The following is a 20,009-nucleotide window of genomic DNA, read 5'->3' on the forward strand; positions in this document are numbered from 1 at the left end:
TCCTCAGGCCACGCTGACGCGGACGGTTTCGACGACGTTGCGCAAATAACCCGCCGGGTTCCAGCGCGGTGTCTCCGGCTGCGTCTCGCCGGAATTGCTGGTAGCGCGCACCTTGAGCTCGACCTGGCCCGCAGCAAGCTTCACCGGCAGCTTCCATTCGCGGAATGAGTAGTTGCCGAGATCCTTGCCGAGCTTCGCGGCGGTCCAGGTCTTGCCGCCATCGGTGGAGACCGAGACGTCCTTGATGCCCTTGCCGCCGTCGAAGGCGATGCCGCGCAGCATCGTGCGTCCGGCCTTCAGCTTGGCGCCATCAGTCACGTTGGTGATGAAGGAGCGGATGGTGAAGCGGTTGATCGGGATCGTCGCCTTCGGCACGGTGCCGGGCTCGATCGAATTGTCCGGCGTGTCCGGGATCCGATAGGCCGACTTCATCCAGAAGCCGTCATAGACAGTGTCGACGACGGTGATCTCATTGAGGTGCTTGACCCAGTAGGTGCCGTAAAAGCCGGGCACGACAAGGCGCAGCGGGAAGCCGTTGAGGAACGGCAAATCGTCGCCGTTCATGCCGTAGGCCAGCATCACCTCGCCGTCGGCGGCGTGAGCGAGATCGAGCGCCTTGACGAAATCGGGCGTCTTGTCGCTGACCGGCCCGTCCATGCCATTGAACGTGACCTGCCTGGCGCCGGCCTGCACGCCCGCCATCTCCAGCACCGCCTTCAGCGGCACGCCGCGCCAGCGCGCATTGCCCATCGCGCCATTGGCGAGTTGGCCGCCGGCGACGCGCGGCTCGACGAGGCCGCGGCTGTTGCCGGAGCACTGGTTGACGGCGACGATCTCGGTCGCCTTCATCTTGCGGATGTCCTTCAGCGACAGTTTGAGCGGCTTGTCGACCTTGCCCTTGACCTCGAGCGTGAACTTGTCGGGGTCGAGATCGTAGGGGAGGTCGGCTAGGTGATAGCGCACGAAGAATGCGTTGTTCGGCGTGATCGGGCCGTCGTTGAACACCGCGAACGGCGTCTCGAGCTGCGGCGGCCGGCTGGTGAGCCCGATCATCGGCCGCTTCTGCGGATATCTCACCAGCGGCCGCTCGCCATTGGCGAAGGGCAGCGTAACGGTATCGAGTGCCAGTGCTTTGGTTGAATTCAGTGTGGTCGCAAAGGCGGCAAGGCCCGCTCCTTTGAGCAGGTCGCGTCGATCGAACATGTCGTCTCCTCCCGGAGCTTTCCGTTGGCTCGCGGTCATCACCGCGATCTCGCGCTCATCTGTCGCAACGACTCACGTGAAGTCAATTCGTGCTTTCGCAGCAAGCCCATGCCATTGCGCTGCAGCAACGCGGTGTTGGTGCTGCACCTCTCCCGCTTGCGGGAGAGGTCGCGCCGAAGGCGCGGGTGAGGGCTCTCGCCTCTTGGGGATTGTCCCGTTGCCGAGACACCCTCTCCCCGACCCTCTCCCGCAAGCGGGAGAGGGAGCACACCTCCAGCGCCTTACGCCGCGACGCGCTCGCCGCCGGCGATGAGGGCGGACAATGTCCTGGTGTCGGTGATGACGCGCACCACCATCGGCTCGTCGCGGCCGCGGATCGCGACCTCCTGCTTCGGCAGCGCATCGTCGTGAAGGCCGGCGGCGCGGCGGACCTCTTCCGAGACGATCGCCTCGCAGGCCAGCGTCTTGGTCATGTCCTGGAGACGGGCTGCGACGTTCACGGCGTCGCCGAGCGCGGTGAAGACGATGTGGTCGCGGTAGCCGATGTCGCCGATGATGACCTCGCCGCCGTGGACGCCGATGCCGAAGCGGATCGGCTGGCGCAGATCGTGGCTCAGCAGTTCGTTGAGCTCGTCCACATGGGTCGCGATGCCGGCTACCGCCTTCAGCGCCTGCCGGCAGGCTTCTTGCGGATCGCTGGTGAGGCCGAACAGCGCCAGCATGCCGTCGCCGACGAACTGGTTCGGCTGGCCGCCATTCTCGATCACGGCCTGCGACACCGCGCCGAGGAAGCGATTGACGATGAAGACGGTGTCGAACGGCAGCCGCTTCTCGGCCAACTGCGTCGAGCCGCGCATGTCCACGAACAGGCTGACGAGATAGCGCTCCTGCCCGATTCGCGCAGGCGAGGACGCATGCGCGTTGGCCGACAGCATCTGCGGCATGAACAGCTGGAAGAAGGAGAGATCGGAGTTCGGCCGCAGCTGGCAGGCAAGCCGGATCGAGGGATCGGCGGTGCCAACGCGGGCCAGCACGAAGGCCTCGCGCTGCGACGGCTCGGGCAAGGTGCCGTGGTCGCCGATGATGCGGATGCGGCAGGTCGAGCAGCGGGCGCGGCCGCCGCAGACGCTGGCATGCGGCACATTGTGGCGCAGGCTCGCTTCCAGCACCGAGAGACCCTTGGGCACGCGCACTGTTTTGCCGTTGCCGTAGGACAGCGCGATCATGCCGCCGCGCCGCTCGCGCCAGCCGCGCACGCCGCGCCCGAGCAGAACCAGGCCGAGCAGGCCGATATAGCTGATGGTGAGGGCGCCGGTGATGCGATCGAGCGTATCGGCCTCTGCGACCGTGCCGACCTGGCGCTGCGTGAAATTATGCGTGCGCCACTCGCCGTCCTCGCTCTCGGCGGCGACGCTGCGGCCGCCCTGGTAGATGCCGAGCAGCGCCAGCGTCGGGATCAGCACCGCGGCCGCCAGCAGGTACGGCGCCGCGCGGATGAAGAACGGTTTGAGCCGGAGCCAGAAATAGATCCCGATGCAGCCGTGCACCCAGGCGACGATGAGAAGGATCGTCATGGTCCAGAGCCGATTGGGCGCGGCGACAAAGAACAGATAGAGCTCCTGCGGGTAGAGCTTCTCATGCCCGTACAGCGTCTGCCCGACCCGCACGCCGATCACGTGCGCCAAGACCAGCGCCGGGATGCTCAGCCCCAGTACCAGCTGCAGCGGCTCGATCGCCTTCCAGCGGAATTGGCGGCGCTGGTACAGCGCATAGACGCCGAGACCCATATGGGTGAGGGCCGCGCCATAGAACACGATCGCGACGGGAAGGAACTGCCAGAACGACGTGTGGTAGTAGACCCCGATCTGCATGGCATCGACGGAGATATTGCCGAGCGCGTGGTTGAGGAAATGGCTCACCACGTAAGAGAACAGGATGACGCCGCAGACCAGCCGCACCTGCCGCGCGCTGGTCGAGCGGACGAGTTCGGGCAATCGTGAAAGGGCGGTGGCGGCCATGATCCGTTGTACCAGTTCATTGAGGAGAACAGCCAGTACAGAGTTAAATTCCGCGGGTGGGCGGTCTGCGGGATCACATAAGCGGCAAGGTTACGTAATCGTATGTACCGCAGGTGGGCAAAGGCGCACTTGCGCCGTGCCCACCATTCCGGCGCATCGTGGGGCGGTGGGCACGCTTCGCTTTGCCCACCCTACGGTTCTGTCCGGCGCGGCAGACGTGGACGGCAACATCCCCACATTGACTCCCCCTCCCAACTCAGGGAAAAGCGCGGCCGTGACGATCGCTCCCGACATCACCGTGAAGCCCAACGGCGCGTCGCGCCGGCCGCTCGTCGTGGCCGCGCTGGTGATCGCGGCGATGACGGCGCTGCGCATCGTCTATGCCTCCGCGATCGAGCTGCGCACCGACGAGGCCTATTACTGGACCTGGTCGAAAGAGGCGGCGTTGAGCTTCCTCGATCATCCGCCCGGCGTCGCCTGGCTGATCCGCTTCGGCACCGCGATGTTCGGCGACACCGTGCTCGGTGTCCGCTTCGGCGGCATCATCGCGATGCTGGTGACGCAGTGCCTGCTCGCCGACATCGTCCGCCGCCTCACCCATGATGTGCGCGCGATCGTGGTTGCGGTTCTGATGCCGGAGGCCGCGCTCTATTACGGCCTGCTGATGGCCAAGGTCGCGCCCGACGTCGCCATGATCCCGTTTGCAGTGGCGATGGTGTGGTCGCTGGTGCGGCTTGCGCAGAGCGGGGATCGACGCTGGTGGCTCGCGGCCGGGCTGTTCGCGGGCCTGTCGCTGCTGTCGAAATTCACCGCGATCATGTTCGCGCCCGCGGTCGCTGCGTTCCTGCTGGTGCCGGATTGGCGCTGGCGCTGGCTGCGCAGCCCCTATCCTTATCTCGCGGCGCTGATCGCGATCGCGGTGTTCTCGCCGGTGCTGATCTGGAACGCACAGCATGACTGGGCCTCGTTCCGTTTCCAGGGCGTGCGCGCGACCACCAATTACGGCATCTCGCTGCGCACCGTCGGCGACTATGTCGGCCTGCAATTCGGCCTCGTCGGTTTCGTCATGGTGCCGGTGGTGTTCTTGGGGTTGGTGATGACGGCGTGGCGCGGCTATCGCCGGCGCGAGCCGGTTGCGATCCTGTTGTCGACGGCGGCGCTGGTGCCGTTCGTCTATTTCTTCTTCAAGTCACTGACGCTCAGGGTCGGCGACACCTGGCCGATGTTCATGTGGCCGATAGGCTTTGCCGCCGCGGCGATCAATCTCGCGATGATGCCTCGGGTGGGGTGTTCGGCGCGGATGATCCGGTCGAGCATGTTCTGGGCGAACACGGCGCTGGTCTCGGGGATCGCCTTCGTCGTGATCGTGTTCCTCTATTACGTCGCGGCGCCCTGGAATTTCCTCGGCAAGATGGATCCGATCGGCGCCGAGGCCGGCTACGAGCAGGTCGTGGCGCGCGCGCAGGCCGCGCTGGACGAGACCGGCGCGACCTGGATCGCGACCACGGATTACCGCACCTACGCCATGATGCGCTGGCTGTTCCGCGGCCGCGTGCCGGTGATCGAAATCAACGAGCGCGGCCGCTTCCAGGGTTTTCGCGATCCCGGCATGGACCGGATCAGGGGGCAGGCGGGAATTTATATCGGCCGCCAGCCCGACGATCATTCGCCCCTGTGGGACTCGATCCCCGCGAAGCGCGAGCCATTGGGACAGGTCGAACGCCGCTGGCGCGGTGTCCTGATCGACACCTACACAATCGACAAGCTCACCGGATGGACCCCGGAGCTTTCTCCGCCAAAGGACTCGCCGCTATTCCCGTGGCGCGTGCTGGCGGGGGAGATCAGCACGAGACCCGCGCTTGCTTACCCTCCCCTGGAGGGGGAGGGTCGATCGCGCGTAGCGCGAGCGGGGTGGGGTGATCTCTCCACGCGGGCAGTGTGCGAAGTGGAGAGACTGTCACCCCACCCCGCTACGCATTTCGCTTCGCTGCATGCGTAGCGACCCTCCCCCTCCAGGGGAGGGTAAGAAAGAGCGGCGCCGCTACTCCCCGTCCTCTTTCTTCCGCAGCAGATCTGTTGCGAGATCCGATAACTTCGGCGGCGGCAGGGCTGCGAACGGCAGCGGCCTTGTGACGTCGATCGCGGCGAGGCCCAGCCGCGCCGTCAATAGCCCGTTGAGCATGCCTTCACCCAGACGCTGCGACAGTTTTGCTGCAATCCCGTGCCCTAGCATCTGCTGCACCAGGCTGTCGCTCGCGGCGAGGCCGCCGGTGATGGCGAGATGGGCGATGACGTGACGGAGCAGGCGGATCATGCCGAGTGCGCCGGGCCGGCCGCCATAGAGCCGTGCGAGCTGCCGGATCAGGCGCAGCGAGGCCACGAACACGAACAGCACGTCGAACAGCGCGCGGGGCGACACCGCCGTCACGATCGAGACCCGCTGCGCGGCCGACGACACCAGCCGCCGTGCCTGCGCATCCAGCGGCGACATCAACTCGCGCTCGGCGAGCCGGATCATGTCGGCGCCGTCGATGATCTCGCCGGTATGGGTCTCCAGCGCGGCACGGGCGCGTGCGAGCTGCGGGTTCTGATGTGCAATCGCGATCAGATCCTGCACGATGGCGCGGCTCTCCTTGCGATCATCGCTGGCGAGCACCTCGGCGGCACGCCGATGCAGTTTTTCGATCGTCGCAAGGCGTGCAAGCCCGAACGCCTCGCGCCCGATCACCACCGCGAGCGCAAGCGTGGTGACGAAGGCGAGCGCGAGCCCGACGAAGCCGAGGCTCTCGCTGCGCGCAAACAGATCCTCGATCAAGCGCACAACGCCGAGCCCGGTGCCGAGCAGTGTCAACCCGGCGACGCCGGACCAGAACACCGCGCCCCAAGGAAACCCGCGTCGCGCCGGAAGCGCGGTTTCGATCGGCACCGGCAATGTCGCCGGATCGGGCTCCGGCGTGATCTGGATGGCGGCACGGCTGAGCCGGCTCGTCTCGTCGGCTTCGGTCAGGACGACGCCGGGATCGTCCAGCCGGAACGTCGCCGGCCGCCGCGGCTGGGATCGGTCGTTCATGCGAGCTTGTCTCCGATCAGGAACTGCAAGGCACGGTCGAGGCGGATGTGAGGCAGCGTGGGCTCGTTCGCTTCCTCGCGCTCGAGCCTGGGCGGACGGAAGCGCAGGAAGCGGAAATCGCTCTTCTCGGCGGCCTGCGTGGAGAGGCCGCGGAACGCATCGGTGCCGTTGAATAGCGGCTCTGGATCCAGCGGCAGATCGCCCGGAAAGGTCGCGACTTCCGTGTTGCCGTCGAAGAATTCCCCGCCGGCGCTTTCGCCTGCGGCCGGCGTTCCCAGGATCGAGGGCAATTTGTCGCGGCCACGGGTGACCTGAGCTTCCCGGGTGGCGCGGACGGCGGCAAGTGCCACCACATCGATTTGCGCGCCGGTAATTTCCGCACGCGCGAGCGCCCGGGTCACCGCGCGGCGCAGCACGGCCTCGAGTCGATCGTGGCTGGAATGATGCAGATGATCTGCCTTCGTCGCCGCGAACAGGATGCGGTCGATGCGCGGCCGGAACAGGCTGGAGAGGATCGTGCTGCGGCCGATGTTAAAGCAGTCGAGAATGCCGGCCAGCGCGGCTTCGAGATCGTGCAGCGCTTCGGGTCCGGAGTTGAATGCGGAAAGCGCATCGGCGAGCACGATCTGGCGATCGAGCCGTGCAAAATGATCCCTGAAGAACGGCCGCACCACGACGTCCTTGTAGGCCTCGTAGCGGCGCACCATCATCGCCCACAGCGATCCCTCCGCTGCTTGACTGCCGACGGGCACGTCGAGCGGGGCGAAAGTCAGCGCCGGCGTGTCGGCGAGACTGCCGGGCATCAGGAAACGGCCAGGCGGCAACAGGCTCATGGCAAACCGCTCGTCGCGGCAGGCGCGCAAATAGCTGGTGAAGAGCTTTGCGGCCGTCAGCGTCGCCTGTTCGTCCTCGCGCGCCTCGGGCTTGAGCGTTGCCAGATGCGCGTGCCAGTCCGCGGCCAGATGCGCGCGTGGTGCTTCGCGCGACAGCGCCAGGCTTTCCGCCGACCATTGCTCAAAACTCTTTTGCAGCAGTGGCAGGTCGAGCAGCCATTCGCCGGGATAGTCGACGATGTCGAGCGTCAAGGTGCGGTCGGCGCCGTTCGGGCGCTGGTAGTCGATGACGAGACGCAGCTCGCTGATGTCGACCGTCGAGCTCGGCCAGCGCCGCTCCTCGATCAGCGCGTGCAGATGGCTTTCATAGGAGAAGCGCGGCACGGCATCGTCCGGCTGCGGCGCCAGATGCGCCCGCGCGATCCGGCCCGAGGCACAGGCTTCGAACACCGGAAACCGGCCGCCGCGCGTCAGCCCATGGATCAGCGCGGTGATGAATACGGTCTTACCGGCCCGCGACAGGCCGGTGACACCAAGCCGCACCGTCGGATTGAAGAAATGCTCGCCATAGTCGATCAGCGCCCGGGCCGACAGGCGCGCCTCCTCGACCATATCCTGGAAACTGAATGCCATATGAACGCGGGGATCTCGGCGGGGGGCAAATACGCAAAATGGACTAGTCACAAAAGTGGCAACTGCCTGACGAAAATCAAGCTTCATACTTCCACCGCCTTTGTCGGCAAATCAACCGATTGAACGACGCGCCGGTCCCGAAACACCCATACAAGAGGGCATTGCCTCACCTCGTGGATTGCCATCATGGTCTTCAGATTGAAACAACTTGCGTTCACCTCCGTCCACGCCGCAGCCGATGCGGTCCGCTGGAACTATGATCGCGCCGAGCTGATCGCCGACGGCATCATCCACGCGATCGGTGTGCTCTCCGGCATCATCGCCGCGACCGTGCTGGTGGTGCTTGCGGTTGTCTATGCCGATGCAACCAACATCGTCGGCGTCTCGATCTATGTCGCCGGGCTGCTGTCGATGCTGGTGCTGTCGGCAACCTATAATCTCTGGCCGATCTCGCCGGTCAAATGGCTGCTGCGGCGGTTCGATCATTCCGCGATCTACCTTTTGATAGCGGCGACCTATACGCCGTTCATCCTGGAGGTGAAGGACAGCGTGTTTGCGCTGGCACTGCTTGTCTGCGTCTGGTGCGTGGCGATCCTCGGCATCGTGCTGAAGCTTCGCTATCCGGGCCGGTTCGATCGCGTCGCCGTCGGCATCTATCTCGCGATGGGCTGGAGCGGCGTGATGCTCTACGGACCCGTGGTCAGGGCGCTGCCCGCGCTGGTGCTGGGCTTCATCCTTGCGGGCGGCATGCTCTACAGCTTTGGCGTGGTCTTCCACGCCTGGCGGCGGCTGCGCTTCCAGAACGCGATCTGGCACGGCTTTGTCTTGGCCGGCGCGGCATGCCATTATACTGCGGTGCTCGACCTCGTGTTGAGCTGAGCTGGTTCCGCGAAGCGGCATAAGCGGCGCGGCAAAAGACAAGAGGAGACGTCGCATGCAGGTGACCGGCAAGGTCGTGGTCGTCACGGGCGGCGCTAACGGCATCGGCAAGGCGCTGTGCGAGGCTTTTCACAAGGCGGGTGCGGCCAAGGTCGTGGTCGCGGACATGGACGCTGCGAACGCGCGTGCCGTTGCCGCCATGGTCGATGGCGCAGCCTTCAAATGCGACGTCGCGCAGGAAAAAGACGTTTCGCACGTCATCGAGGAGACCGAGCGGCAGTTCGGTCCCATCGCGTTGTTCTGCTCCAACGCAGGCATCGGCGGCGGCTTCGATCCAATGTCGGTCAATGCCGGCGGCGCCTCCGATGAACCCTGGCAGCGCAGCTGGGCGATCCACGTCATGGCGCATGTCTACGCGGCGCGGCATCTCATCCCCCGCATGAAGGCGCGCGGCGGCGGCTATTTCCTCAACACCATCTCGGCCGCGGGTCTGCTGTCGCAGGTCGGCAGCCCGGCCTATTCCACCACCAAGCACGCCGCGGTCGGCTTTGCCGAAAATCTCGCGATCTCGCACAAGGCTGACAATATCAGGGTCTCGATCCTCTGCCCGCAGGGCGTCGACACCAACATGCTGCGCTCGATCCCCAAGGGCCCGCAATCCGGCGACGGCGACCTCACGCCCGAACAGGTCGCGAAAGACGTGCTCGCCGGCCTCGAGCAGGAGACGTTTTTGATCCTGCCGCACCCCCAGGTGCTCGGCTACATGCGCAAGAAGACCGAGAATTACGACCGCTGGATCGGCGGCATGGCCAAGATCCAGGCGAAGATGCGGGAGGAGTTCGGGAAGTAGGCGACACTGTCATGCCCCGCGAAGGCGGGGCATCCAGTACGCCGCGGCCTGTCGGTTCAATCACGACCGCCTCGGAGTACTGGGCGGTTTCGCCCGGTCAAGCCGGGCGATGACACCGAGAGTGTGGCTACGTTACCGACTGCGCTTCCTCCACCCGACTCATCCGCAACGCCCGCGCATAAAGCATCATGCCTTCGCGTACCGTGCGCTGCTCGGCGTCCGTCAGTGCCGCCAGCGCGCCGCGCACCTGCTGCCGACCAAACGCATGCAGTGCCTCCAGCGTGCGCCGTCCCTTCGCGGTCAGCGACAGCAGCTTGCTGCGGGCGTCGGCTTCGTCCAGCGTCTCCCGCAGCTCGCCGCAATCGATCAGCTTGCGCACCAAACGGCTGACGCTGGATTTCTCCAGCCGCAGGAAATCGCCAAGCTCGCCTGACGTCAGCGGGCCACGGATGCCGATCTCCAGGATCGTATGCACAGCCGACGGCGGATAGTCCGATGCCGCCACCGTCGCATCCATGAAGCCGAGTTCGCGCACCATCAGGCGCGAGGCGGCGCGGATGTCGTCGATCAGCGAAAGCTCGGCCATCTTGACTCCCGGCATATAGTTGTATCATACAACTATATGCGTGCAACGGTGCGCGCAAGCGTTTTGGAGTGGGCCATGAGCGGAACTTTGCCAACCGGTGAGCGGATGAGAGGCAAGGTCTGCCTTGTCACGGGCGGTGGCAGCGGCATTGGCCGCGCCACGGCGCTGCGGATGGCGGCCGAAGGCGCTGACGCGGTGATCGTCGCTGGCCGGCGCGAGGCCGAGATCGAGGCCGCCGCGGCCGCCTGCCACGAGTTCGGCACGGAGGCCATCCCGATCAAGACCGATATCACGAGAGAGGACGAGGTCGAACGTCTGGTCCGCACGGCCGTCGAACGCTGTGGCAGGCTTGATGTCGCCTTCAACAATGCCGGCTTTCAGGAGCGCCGGGCGCCACTGGAGCAGCAGGGCACTGATGTCTACGACAGCGTGTTCGACACCAATGTCCGCGCGCTGTTTTTGTGCCTGCGCCATCAATTGCCGGCGATGCTGGCGAATGGTGGCGGCAGCATCGTCGTCAACGCCTCCGTCAGCGGCGTGCGCAATCCCAATCCCGGCTTCTCGCTCTACTCGGCCTCGAAGGCCGCCGCGATCTCGCTGACCCGCTCGGCGGCGATGGAGAACGCGCCGCGCGGCATCCGCATCAACGCCATCGCGCCCGGCCGTGTCATCACCGACATGATGCTGAGCGCCGGCGTCGGCGATGTCGCAACCGTCGGCGCCGGCCTGCCGCTGCGGCGGATGGGAACGCCCGAGGAGGTGGCAGAGGCCGTAGTGTGGCTATCGTCCGATGCGTCGTCGTACGTGGTTGGCCACGTGCTGGCGGCGGATGGGGGATTTCTGGCGGCGTAACGCCCTAGTGCTTCTGCCCGTACAGCACCGGCACCGCCGAATCCACGACGACCTCGACGAGGCTGGTGCCTTCGTGCGCCATCCCGCGCTTCAGCGCCTCGCCGAGCTCGGCTGCCTTGCTCACGCGCACCGCGTGGCACCCCATGCCTTCGGCCAGCCGGACGAAATCGATCCCGGGCAGCTCCAGTCCCGGCACGTTGCGCACCTGCATCACCTGGCTGAACGAGCGCATCGCGCCGTAGCCGGAATTGTTGATGACGACGATGGTGAGCGGCAGCTTGCGCTGCGCGGCGGTCCACAGCGCCTGGATCGAATACATCGCCGAGCCGTCTCCGATCAGGCACACCGTCCGTTGCTTCGGCTTACCCAGCGCCATGCCGACCGCGGCGGGCAGCGAATAGCCGAGGCCGCCGCTCGCCATGGTGTAAAAACTGTCCTGGCCGGGCATCGGCAGGAATTTCTGCATCGCCGGCCGGTGCGACGGCGCTTCCTCGACCAGCGAGGCGCCATCCGGCATCGCCTGCGACAGCGAATGCAGCAGGAACTCGACCGGCAACGGATCGGCGGCTTGCGGCGCCGGCGGCAGCGTGCGGCCCTTTGGCGTCGCGCGTTTGCTCTCCGGCAGCATGTCGAGCAGAAGGCTAAGCGCCGGCTTCATGGTCGCGATGATGCTGGTGCCGACCGGTGTGACCGCCGCAGCATCCGGATCATCCGTGATCTGGAAGATCGTCGCGCCGCCGTCGAAGATCGCGGCGTGGCCTTCGACATGGAAGGTGAATACCGGCGCGCCGATCACGACGACGAGGTCGTGCTCGCGCAGTGCGTCGGAGAGTTGTGCCGGAGAGGCATGCAGGAAGCCAACAAATTGCGGATGCCGCTCGGGGAACGAGCAGCGCGCCGAGAACGGGCTGACCCAGACGCTCGCCTTCGCCTTCTCCGCGACGCGCACCATCAGGTCGACCGCGCCGGCGCGGTCGACACCGGGGCCGACGACGAGGGCAGGGTGTCTTGCGGAGCCGAGTGCGGCAACCAGCGCCTTCATCGCCTCCGGCTCGGGTCCGATCTCGCGACTGACCTTGCGTGCCTCGACCGGCGCGCAGGCATGTGTCCAGTCGTCGATCGGGATCGACACGAAGGTCGGCCCGCACGGCGGCTGCATCGCGGTGTAATAAGCGCGCGCGATCGCGGCCGGCACGTCCTCGGGGCGCGCGGGCTCGACGCTGTATTTCACGTAAGGTCGCGGAAATTCAGAGGCGCGCTCGGCATAGAGGAACGCCTGCAGCGGCAGGATTGAGCGGGCCTGCTGGCCGGCGGCAATCACCAGCGGCGTCTGGTTGCGATGCGCGGTGTAGATGTTGCCGAGCGCGTTGCCGACGCCGGCCGCCGAATGCAGATTGACGAAACCGGCATTGCGCGTCGCCTGCGCATAGCCGTCAGCCATGCCGACGGCGGAGGCCTCCTGCAGCGCCAGCACATAGTCGATGTCGTCGGGCCAGTCGCTCAGGAACGGCAACTCGGTCGAGCCGGGATTGCCGAACACGCGTCTGATGCCGAAGGCGCGCAGCAGGTCGAGCGTCGCCTGCTTGACGGTGACGGACTTGCTGCCGGTCTTGCCGTCGGTCTTGCCGTTCTTGGACATTGGTTTCCGTCCCCTGTTGTTTATTGAAGGTAGCAGCCTCACCCCGTCATTGCGAGGAGCCCTTGCGACGAAGCAATCCAGACTGTCACCGCGGAAAGACGCTGGATTGCCTCGCTGCGCTCGCAATGACGAGGAGGGAGCGGTGTGCATGTCACCACACCGCCGTGCCCTTCATCGTCGGTTGCCCCTCGGCGTTCGCGGTCCACAGCTCCATGCCATCAGCGGTCTCGTTGGCGTTGATGGAGAACTCGCTGCCCGCGAACAGCGGCTGCACGCTGCGATAGCCAAACTTCTTCGGCGGCTTGCCGCTGCGGAGTTTTGCCGCCATCTCGATGATGAGCGCCGCCTGCAAGGGTCCGTGGAAGATCAGGCCCGGATAGCCCTCGACCTTGGTGACGTAGTCGCGGTCGTAATGGATGCGGTGGCCGTTGAAGGTCAGCGCGGAATAACGAAACAACAGCACGGGATCGGAGACATGGATCTCGCGGTGCTGTGCCTTCGGCGGCAGGGGCGGAGCTTTTGCGGTCGCGGTCGCGTTGGTCGTCATCTCGCGATAGACGATGTCCTGCCGCTCGCGGATGGCAACGCCGCGCGGGGAGGAGATGCTGTGCTCGACCGAGACGAAGCACAGCGTGCCGGTCGATCCCGTCTTCATCTGCACGTCGGCAATGCGCGAGGTCCGCGTGGACTCATCGCCGACGCGCAAGGGCTGCAAAAATTCGATCTCGCCGCCGGCCCACATCCGGCGCGGCAGCGGCACTGGCGGCAGGAAACCGCCGCGGGTCGGGTGGCCGTCGGGCCCTAGCATCGACATCGGAAACACCGGCTGCGCCAGGCACCAATGCACTGTGAACGGCGCGGCGTCACCCGTCCTGGGTTCGCTGACCTCCTGGAACAGCGTCGCGCGCAGGCCTTTGACGAGCTGCGCGGTGACGATGTCGGTCGCCTCTTCACTGCGGCCGATCCATTGCCTGAGATGATCGATGTCGAGCTTCCCGGTCATGACGCCTCGCTCTGTTATTTCTTGGCTTTGGGATTTTCGCCGATGGCCGGCACCGCGCCGTACGCGCGGGTCTCGCCGACGATGATCGGCGCCGGCGCGGGATAGCTGACGCGGCCGTTCGGGGTATCCACCTCGATGCGGCGCAGATGCGGATGGTTGGTGAGGTCGGTCATGGTGTTGACCTCGGCAAACGCGATGTCGGCGTCGGACAGCCGCTTCAACAGCTCGTCGCGCGTCATCCTGCCGAAGATATCGGCAACCGTCTTGTCGGTGAAGTCGCGGTTGCGCACGCGCTCCACCATGTTGGCGACGCGAGGATCGGCGGGGAGATTGGGCTGGTCCAGAACCTCGGCGCAGAGCGTCTTCCACTCGCGCTCGCTCTGGATCGAGATCAGAATGTCCTTGCCGTCCTGCGAGGTGAACACGCCATAGGGCGCGATCGAGGGATGACGTAGGCCCATGCGCTTCGGCGGATTGCCGGCCTCGGCGTTGAGCAGCGGCACGGTGCACCAGTCTGCCATCACGTCGAACATGGAGATGCGGATGTCACAGCCTTTGCCGGTCCGCCCGCGCGCGATCAGCGCCTCCAAAATCGCGGCATGCGCGGTGGCGCCGGTCGCGACGTCGACGATCGACATGCCAACGCGCGAGGCGCCGTCGGGATTGCCGGTGATCGAGGCAAGTCCGCTCTCCGCCTGGATCAGGAGGTCATAGGCCTTGCGGTGCGCGTAGGGGCCGTCGTCGCCATAGCCGGTGATGGTGCAGGAGATCAGCTTCGGATAGTCGTTCAGCAAGCGCTCGCGCGAGAAGCCGAGCTTGTCCATCGAGCCGGGCTTGAGGTTCTGCACCAGCACGTCGGCGCTCGCGATCAGCTTCTCCAATTCGGCGCGCCCTTCCTTGGTGGCGAGGTCGACCACCGCCGATTGCTTGCCGCGGTTGAGCCAGACGAAATAGCTGCTCTGGCCCTTGGCCGCCGCGTCATAGCCGCGGGCGAAATCGCCCTCTGGCCGCTCGATCTTGATCACCTCCGCACCGGCATCCGCCAGGCGCGAGGAACAGAAGGGTGCGGCCACCGCCTGCTCGACCGCAATCACCCTGATCCCGTCAAGTGCTCCCATGATTGCTGCCTCAGTACGAGCGCGGCATGCCGAGCACGTGCTCGGCGATGAAGGACAGCACGAGGTTGGTCGAGATCGGCGCCACCTGATACAGCCGCGTCTCGCGGAATTTGCGCTCGACGTCGTATTCCTCGGCGAAGCCGAAGCCGCCATGGGTCTGGATGCAGGCGTTCGCCGCTTCCCAGGACGCATCGGCCGCGAGCATCTTCGCCATATTGGCCTCCGCGCCGCAGTCGAGCCCGGCCTCGTATTTGCGCGTGGCTTCCTTCACCATCAGCTCGGCCGCGCGCATCGAGGCGTAGGCCTTGGCGATCGGGAACTGGATGCCCTGGTTCTGGCCGATCGGCCGGCCGAACACCGCGCGCTCCTTGGCGTAATTCGTGGCCTTGGCGATGAACCATTTGGCGTCGCCGACGCATTCGGCCGCGATCAGGATGCGCTCGGCATTCATGCCGGAGAGGATGTAGCGAAACCCCTTGCCCTCCTCGCCGATCAGATTCTCCGCAGGCACCTTCATGTCGGTAAAGAACACTTCGGTGGTGGCGTGGTTCATCATGGTGCGGATCGGGCGGATCTCAAGGCCATTGTTCCTGGCCTCGCGCATGTCGACGATGAACACCGACAGACCATCCGTGCGTTTCTTCGCCTGCTCCTTCGGCGTGGTGCGCGCCAGCAGCACCATCAAATCGGAATGCTCGGCGCGGCTGGTCCAGATCTTCTGGCCGTTGACGATATAGCTGTCGTTGCCTTCCTTGCGCGCGAAGGTCTTCAGCGATGACGTGTCGGTGCCGCTGGTTGGTTCGGTGACGCCGAAGGCCTGCAGGCGCAATTCGCCGCTCGCGATCTTCGGCAGATATTTTGCCTTCTGCTCGTCATTGCCATGCCGCAGCACCGTGCCCATCGTGTACATCTGGGCGTGACAGCCGCCGCCGTTGCACCCCGCACGCTGGATCTCCTCGAGGATTGCAGCCGCCGCCGAAAGCTTCAGGCCCGCGCCGCCATATTCCTCGGGGATCAGCACCGAGAGATAGCCGGCCTGCGTCAGCGCGTCGACGAACGCCTTGGGGTAAGCCATCTCACGATCGAGCTTGCGCCAGTATTCGCCGGGAAACTGCGCGCAGAGCTTTGCGACGGCTTCGCGGATGTCGGCGTGATCTTCGCTGTGGTGTTCTTCACTCATGGCGTTTCCCGTTGATAGCGGCAGTTAAGATAACGCCGGCCAACCCTCTGGCGTTGTGAAAACAATGCCAGCCCCCTATGCTCATTTGCTATAGCGTATGGAGTAGCCTTCCAGGATTGGCAAGCATGGATTTCCGGCAGCTCAGGACCTTCAGTTGCGTGGCGGAGCTCGGTAGCCTGAGCAAGGCGTCCGACACATTGCGCGTGGCGCAGCCGGCTCTGAGCCGGCAGATCAAGCTGCTGGAGCATGAGCTGCGCACGGAACTGTTCACCCGTAATGGCCGTGGCATGGTGCTCACCGAGGCCGGCCGGCTGCTGCTGGCGCGCACGTCCGGCATCGTGCGGCAGATCGACCAGATCCGCGACGACATCCAGTCGGCCAAGGGGCTGCCGTCCGGCCAGGTCGTGCTCGGCCTGGTGCCGACCGTAAGCTGCGTGCTGTCGGCGCGCTTTGCGCGGCGCTGCGTCGAAAAATATCCCGGCATCTCGCTGCGCATCGTCGAAAGCTACAGCGGCCATATCGTCGAATGGCTGCATCGCGGCGAGATGGATCTCGCCATCCTCTACGGCCGCTCCGCCGATCTGCATCTCAATGTGCAGAGCTTGGGGCGCGACAACATCGTCGCGGTCGGCCCGCGCGGGTGTGGTCTCGCGCGCAAGAAGAACGTCGATATCGGCTGGCTGCTGCGGCAGCGGCTGGTGTTGCCCAGTCATTCCCACGGCCTCCGTGCGCTGATCGAGCACGCGGCCGCACAGCGCAAGATCAAGCTCAACGTCCAGCTGGAAGCAGATTCGTTCCGCGTGCTGACGAGCCTGGTCGAGGAAGGCCTCGGCTTCGCGCTGCTGCCGCCATCGTCCGTCCATGCCGAAGTCGCGGACGGGCGGCTGGAAATCGCTGTCGTCTCCAAACCGATGTCGCGCGAGCTCATTTTCGCCTCTCCGATCGACCGCCCGGCCTCGACGGCCTCGCTGGCCGTCACCGCACTCCTGCGTGACGAAGTCGCCGCCTGCCGCAAGGAAGGCGTGTGGGACATCAAATTGAGTTAGATGCGCTGGTGTCGTAGAACAGTCAGCCGCCGTCTTGCCTTCGCATCTGGCGCGACCTGTCATGCCGAAATTTTATAGCTGGGTGCCGCGCCTGCCGAGTGTCAGGGACGATGCGCTCTTCGCTCCACTCTCGGTGTCATTGCCCGCGAAAGCGGGCAATCCAGTATTCCAGAGGCGGCACGGCTAGAATCGAGAAGCCGCGGCGTACTGGATGCCCGCCTTCGCGGGCATGACAGTTGGGCCTACCCCGGTATCCTCACCGGCAACGATTCATATCCCTTGATGAAGCTCGAATAGATCCGCTTCGGCTCGCCGTCCACCTCGATGCGGTCGAACCGCTTCAGCATCTCTTCCCAGATGATCCGCAGCTGCAATTCGGCGAGACGCATGCCGACGCAGCGGTGGATGCCGAAGCCGAAGGAGAGATGCGTGCGCGGCCGGACGCGGTCGATGATGAACTCGTTCGGCTGCTCGATCATCTCCTCGTCGCGATTGCCGGAGACGTACCACATCACGACGCGGTCGCCCTTCTTGATGTGCTTGCCGCCGATCTCGGTATCAGCAAGCGCAGTGCGCCGCATATGCGCCAGAGGGGTCTGCCAGCGGATCACCTCGGGCACCATGGTGTCGATCAGCCCCGGGTTGGCGCGCAGCTTGTCGTACTGCTCGGGATTCTCGTTCAGCGCCAGCACCGAGCCGGTCATGGTGTTGCGCGTGGTGTCGTTGCCGCCGACGATGAGCAGGATGATGTTGCCCATGAGGTTGTCGGGGTCCATGAAGCGCGTGGAGTCGCTGTGGGCCATGAGCGACAAGAGATCGTTGCGCGGCGCGGAGTTGACGCGCTCGTTCCACAGCTTCGACATGTAGGCGTAGCACTCGTCCATCTCGCGGCGGCGCTGTTCGGCGGATTCGACGATGCCGCTCTTGGGCAGTGCGGTCGCGACGTCCGACCAGCGCGTCAGCTTGCGCCGCTCCTCCCAGGGGAAGTCGAACAGGGTCGCCAGCATCTGCGTCGTCAGCTCGATCGAGACGCGCTCGACGAAATTGAAGGTCTCGTTGCGCGGCAGATTGTCGAGCACGGTCTGCGAGCGCTGGCGGATCAGCTTTGCCAGATCGTCCAGATGCGCCGGCGTGAACATCGGCGACACCGTCTTGCGCTGCGACGAGTGCTTGGGCTGGTCCATCGCGATGAAGCTCGGCCAGTCATAGCCGGGCGGAACGTCGCGGATCCCGATGCCGCCGAGGGTCGAGTCGGAGGAGAACAGGCCGTGATTGGTGTCGACATGCATGATGTCGTTGTATTTCACCACCGACCAGTACGGCTCGATCGGCGCGTTGGTGCAGTAATGCACCGGCTCTTCCTTGCGCAGGCGCTCGAACCACGGCCACAAGGTGTCGTCCTGGAACAACCGGGGCGCGCCGGGGTGAAAATTCTTCAGCGGGGTCGCATAGGCTTCCTCGCGCGCGCGCCGCATGCGTTCGGCCTTGTCGGCCTTGACCGGGGTTTGAATGTTCATGGGCAGTCACTCCAGTGTGTTTTTCAAACCTCTCCCGCTTGCGGGAGAGGTCGGCGCGCAGCGCCGGGTGAGGGTTTTCTCCTCTGGGGGATTGTCCCGTTGCGGAGATACCCTCTCCCCAACCCTCTCCCGCAAGCGCGAGAGGGGGCGCAGCGTCCTCGTGGGTGTCGCTCAAACTCACGCCGCAATCTTGACCGGCAGCGCTTCCAAACCCTTCACGAAGCTCGAATAGACCCGCTTCGGCTCGCCGACCACGTCGATATGGTCGAATCGCTTCAGGATCTCCTCCCAGATGATCTTGAGCTGGAGTTCGGCAAGCCGCAATCCGACACAGCGGTGGATGCCGAAGCCGAAGGACAAATGCGTGCGCGAGCGGGCGCGGTCGATGATGAAATCGTAGGGCTTCTCGATCGCCTCGGCGTCGCGGTTACCCGAGACGTACCACATCACGACCTTGTCACCTTTCTTGATCTGCTTGCCGCGGAACTCGAAATCGGCAAGTGCAGTGCGGCGCATATGCGCCAGTGGCGTTTGCCAGCGGATCACCTCCGGCACAAAGCTGTCGAGCAGCGCGGGGTTTTCACGCAGCTTGCGGTATTGCTCTGGATGTTGGCTCAGCGCGAGAAGCGAGCCCGACATGGTGTTGCGGGTGGTGTCATTGCCACCGACGATCAAAAGGATGAGATTGCCGAGGAAGTTTTTGGCATCCATGTCGCGGGTCGCGGCGCCATGCGCCATCATCGAGAGCAGGTCGCTCTTCGGCGGCTGCTCGATGCGCTCCTTCCAGAGACGCGCAAAATAGCCGGCGCATTCCGCGAGTTCAGCCTGGCGCTCGTCCTCGGTGGCGACAAGTCCGTCGGGACCGGGAATGGTGGTGGCGATATCCGACCAGCGCGTCAGCTTGCGGCGGTCCTCCCAGGGGAAGTCGAACAGCACCGCGAGCATCTGCGTGGTGAGCTCGATCGAGACCTGGTCGACCCAGTCGAACACTTCACCGCGCGGCAGATTGTCCAGGCACTCGGCCGAGCGCTTGCGGATATTGAGCGCGAGATTGTCCAGATGCGTCGGCGTGAACATCGGCGCCACCGTCTTGCGCTGCGCGGCATGCCGCGGCGGATCCATGGAGATGAAACTCTCGCGGCGCAGGTCCGGATCGATGTCGCGGATGGTGATGCCGCCGAGCGAGGAGGCCGAGGAGAACACCGAATGGTTGGTCTCGATCTCCATGATGTCGTTGTAGCGTGTCACCGACCAGTACGGCCCGAACATCGAATCCTTGCAATAGTGCACAGGGTCTTCGCGCCGCAGCCGGTCGAAATACGGCCAGAACGTATCGGTCCTGAACAGCTCGGGGTCGCCGGGGTCGTACTGCTCCAGCGGCAATGACGACGCGCGCTCGCGCAATGCGTCGATTTTTCCCGCGCTCTCGATGGTCCCGTGCATGACCGCTCTCCCTGACATGAACCGCGCGATTTTCTTGAATTCTGCGCTGCGGCATTTGGGCTGCAATTACAGCCCGTTGTCTGCGCCGGAGCAAGGGCGAGTTTTACCACATCCAACCTTCGCGGGAGCGCCGGGCGGC

The 20,009-nt window shown here is 65.1% G+C and carries 16 protein-coding genes; 5 read left to right on the forward strand and 11 right to left on the reverse strand.

Annotation, left to right across the window (positions count from 1 at the left end):
- Positions 1–3 precede the first annotated feature (3 nt).
- Complete coding sequence (locus tag YUA_RS0128090) at positions 4–1,203, reverse strand: molybdopterin-dependent oxidoreductase (RefSeq protein WP_027533691.1); 1,200 nt, start codon at positions 1,201–1,203, stop codon at positions 4–6.
- Positions 1,204–1,484: 281 nt separating this feature from the next.
- Positions 1,485–3,221: an adenylate/guanylate cyclase domain-containing protein gene (locus YUA_RS0128095; protein WP_027533692.1), complete on the reverse strand. Its 1,737-nt coding sequence runs from the start codon at positions 3,219–3,221 to the stop codon at positions 1,485–1,487.
- Between the two features lie 358 nt (positions 3,222–3,579).
- Here YUA_RS0128095 and YUA_RS45240 point away from each other — a divergent pair, with 358 nt between their 5' ends.
- Positions 3,580–5,220 carry a glycosyltransferase family 39 protein gene (locus YUA_RS45240; protein WP_245285280.1) on the forward strand — a complete coding sequence of 547 codons (1,641 nt, stop codon included), beginning with the start codon at positions 3,580–3,582 and terminating at the stop codon, positions 5,218–5,220.
- A 42-nt stretch (positions 5,221–5,262) separates the two neighbouring features.
- Here YUA_RS45240 and YUA_RS0128105 read toward each other — a convergent pair whose 3' ends face one another.
- Together YUA_RS0128105 and YUA_RS0128110 are read right to left on the reverse strand one after the other, a co-directional pair.
- A complete protein-coding gene (locus tag YUA_RS0128105) occupies positions 5,263–6,291 on the reverse strand; it encodes a YcjF family protein (RefSeq protein ID WP_027533693.1) in 1,029 nt (342 codons plus the stop codon).
- Positions 6,288–7,757: a YcjX family protein gene (locus YUA_RS0128110; protein WP_027533694.1), complete on the reverse strand. Its 1,470-nt coding sequence runs from the start codon at positions 7,755–7,757 to the stop codon at positions 6,288–6,290. The genes YUA_RS0128105 and YUA_RS0128110 overlap by 4 nt, the downstream gene beginning before the upstream one ends.
- 183 nt (positions 7,758–7,940) lie before the next feature.
- Here YUA_RS0128110 and YUA_RS0128115 point away from each other — a divergent pair, with 183 nt between their 5' ends.
- Positions 7,941–8,636: a hemolysin III family protein gene (locus YUA_RS0128115; RefSeq protein WP_027533695.1), complete on the forward strand. Its 696-nt coding sequence runs from the start codon at positions 7,941–7,943 to the stop codon at positions 8,634–8,636.
- A gap of 55 nt (positions 8,637–8,691) precedes the next feature.
- Positions 8,692–9,486 carry an SDR family oxidoreductase gene (locus YUA_RS0128120; RefSeq protein WP_027533696.1) on the forward strand — a complete coding sequence of 265 codons (795 nt, stop codon included), beginning with the start codon at positions 8,692–8,694 and terminating at the stop codon, positions 9,484–9,486.
- 127 nt (positions 9,487–9,613) lie between these two features.
- Here the strand turns inward: YUA_RS0128120 and YUA_RS45245 are convergent, their stop codons facing one another.
- Entirely contained in the window at positions 9,614–10,072 is a 459-nt protein-coding gene (locus YUA_RS45245) for a MarR family winged helix-turn-helix transcriptional regulator (protein ID WP_198029518.1), read from the reverse strand.
- Between the two features lie 75 nt (positions 10,073–10,147).
- On the opposite strand from YUA_RS45245, the gene YUA_RS0128130 reads away from it, so the two are divergent.
- Positions 10,148–10,924, forward strand: coding sequence for an SDR family NAD(P)-dependent oxidoreductase (locus YUA_RS0128130; RefSeq protein ID WP_027533697.1), 777 nt, complete (start codon positions 10,148–10,150; stop codon positions 10,922–10,924).
- A 4-nt stretch (positions 10,925–10,928) separates the two neighbouring features.
- Here YUA_RS0128130 and mdlC read toward each other — a convergent pair whose 3' ends face one another.
- From mdlC to YUA_RS0128150, 4 genes are all read right to left on the reverse strand, one after another.
- Positions 10,929–12,563 carry a benzoylformate decarboxylase gene (gene mdlC / locus YUA_RS0128135; protein WP_027533698.1) on the reverse strand — a complete coding sequence of 545 codons (1,635 nt, stop codon included), beginning with the start codon at positions 12,561–12,563 and terminating at the stop codon, positions 10,929–10,931.
- 151 nt (positions 12,564–12,714) lie between these two features.
- The gene (locus tag YUA_RS0128140) at positions 12,715–13,566 is read right to left on the reverse strand and encodes a MaoC family dehydratase N-terminal domain-containing protein (protein WP_027533699.1); all 852 of its coding nucleotides are present in this window, start codon (positions 13,564–13,566) and stop codon (positions 12,715–12,717) included.
- A gap of 14 nt (positions 13,567–13,580) precedes the next feature.
- Positions 13,581–14,684 (reverse strand): CaiB/BaiF CoA-transferase family protein, encoded by a 1,104-nt coding sequence (locus tag YUA_RS0128145; RefSeq protein ID WP_027533700.1) that lies wholly within the window; start codon positions 14,682–14,684, stop codon positions 13,581–13,583.
- Positions 14,685–14,694: 10 nt separating this feature from the next.
- Positions 14,695–15,864: an acyl-CoA dehydrogenase family protein gene (locus tag YUA_RS0128150; RefSeq protein WP_027533701.1), complete on the reverse strand. Its 1,170-nt coding sequence runs from the start codon at positions 15,862–15,864 to the stop codon at positions 14,695–14,697.
- Between the two features lie 125 nt (positions 15,865–15,989).
- Here YUA_RS0128150 and YUA_RS0128155 point away from each other — a divergent pair, with 125 nt between their 5' ends.
- Positions 15,990–16,910 (forward strand): LysR substrate-binding domain-containing protein, encoded by a 921-nt coding sequence (locus YUA_RS0128155; protein ID WP_027533702.1) that lies wholly within the window; start codon positions 15,990–15,992, stop codon positions 16,908–16,910.
- 242 nt (positions 16,911–17,152) lie between these two features.
- Here YUA_RS0128155 and YUA_RS0128160 read toward each other — a convergent pair whose 3' ends face one another.
- Both YUA_RS0128160 and YUA_RS0128165 read right to left on the reverse strand, forming a co-directional pair.
- On the reverse strand, positions 17,153–18,427 hold the full coding sequence (locus YUA_RS0128160) for a cytochrome P450 (RefSeq protein WP_027533703.1): 1,275 nt from the start codon (positions 18,425–18,427) through the stop codon (positions 17,153–17,155).
- A gap of 177 nt (positions 18,428–18,604) precedes the next feature.
- Positions 18,605–19,870, reverse strand: a complete 1,266-nt coding sequence (locus YUA_RS0128165) for a cytochrome P450 (protein ID WP_027533704.1) — start codon at positions 19,868–19,870, stop codon at positions 18,605–18,607.
- Between the last annotated feature and the right edge of the window lie 139 nt (positions 19,871–20,009).

The organism is Bradyrhizobium sp. WSM3983 (genome assembly GCF_000473045.1).
Taxonomy (GTDB): Bacteria; Pseudomonadota; Alphaproteobacteria; order Rhizobiales; family Xanthobacteraceae; genus Bradyrhizobium.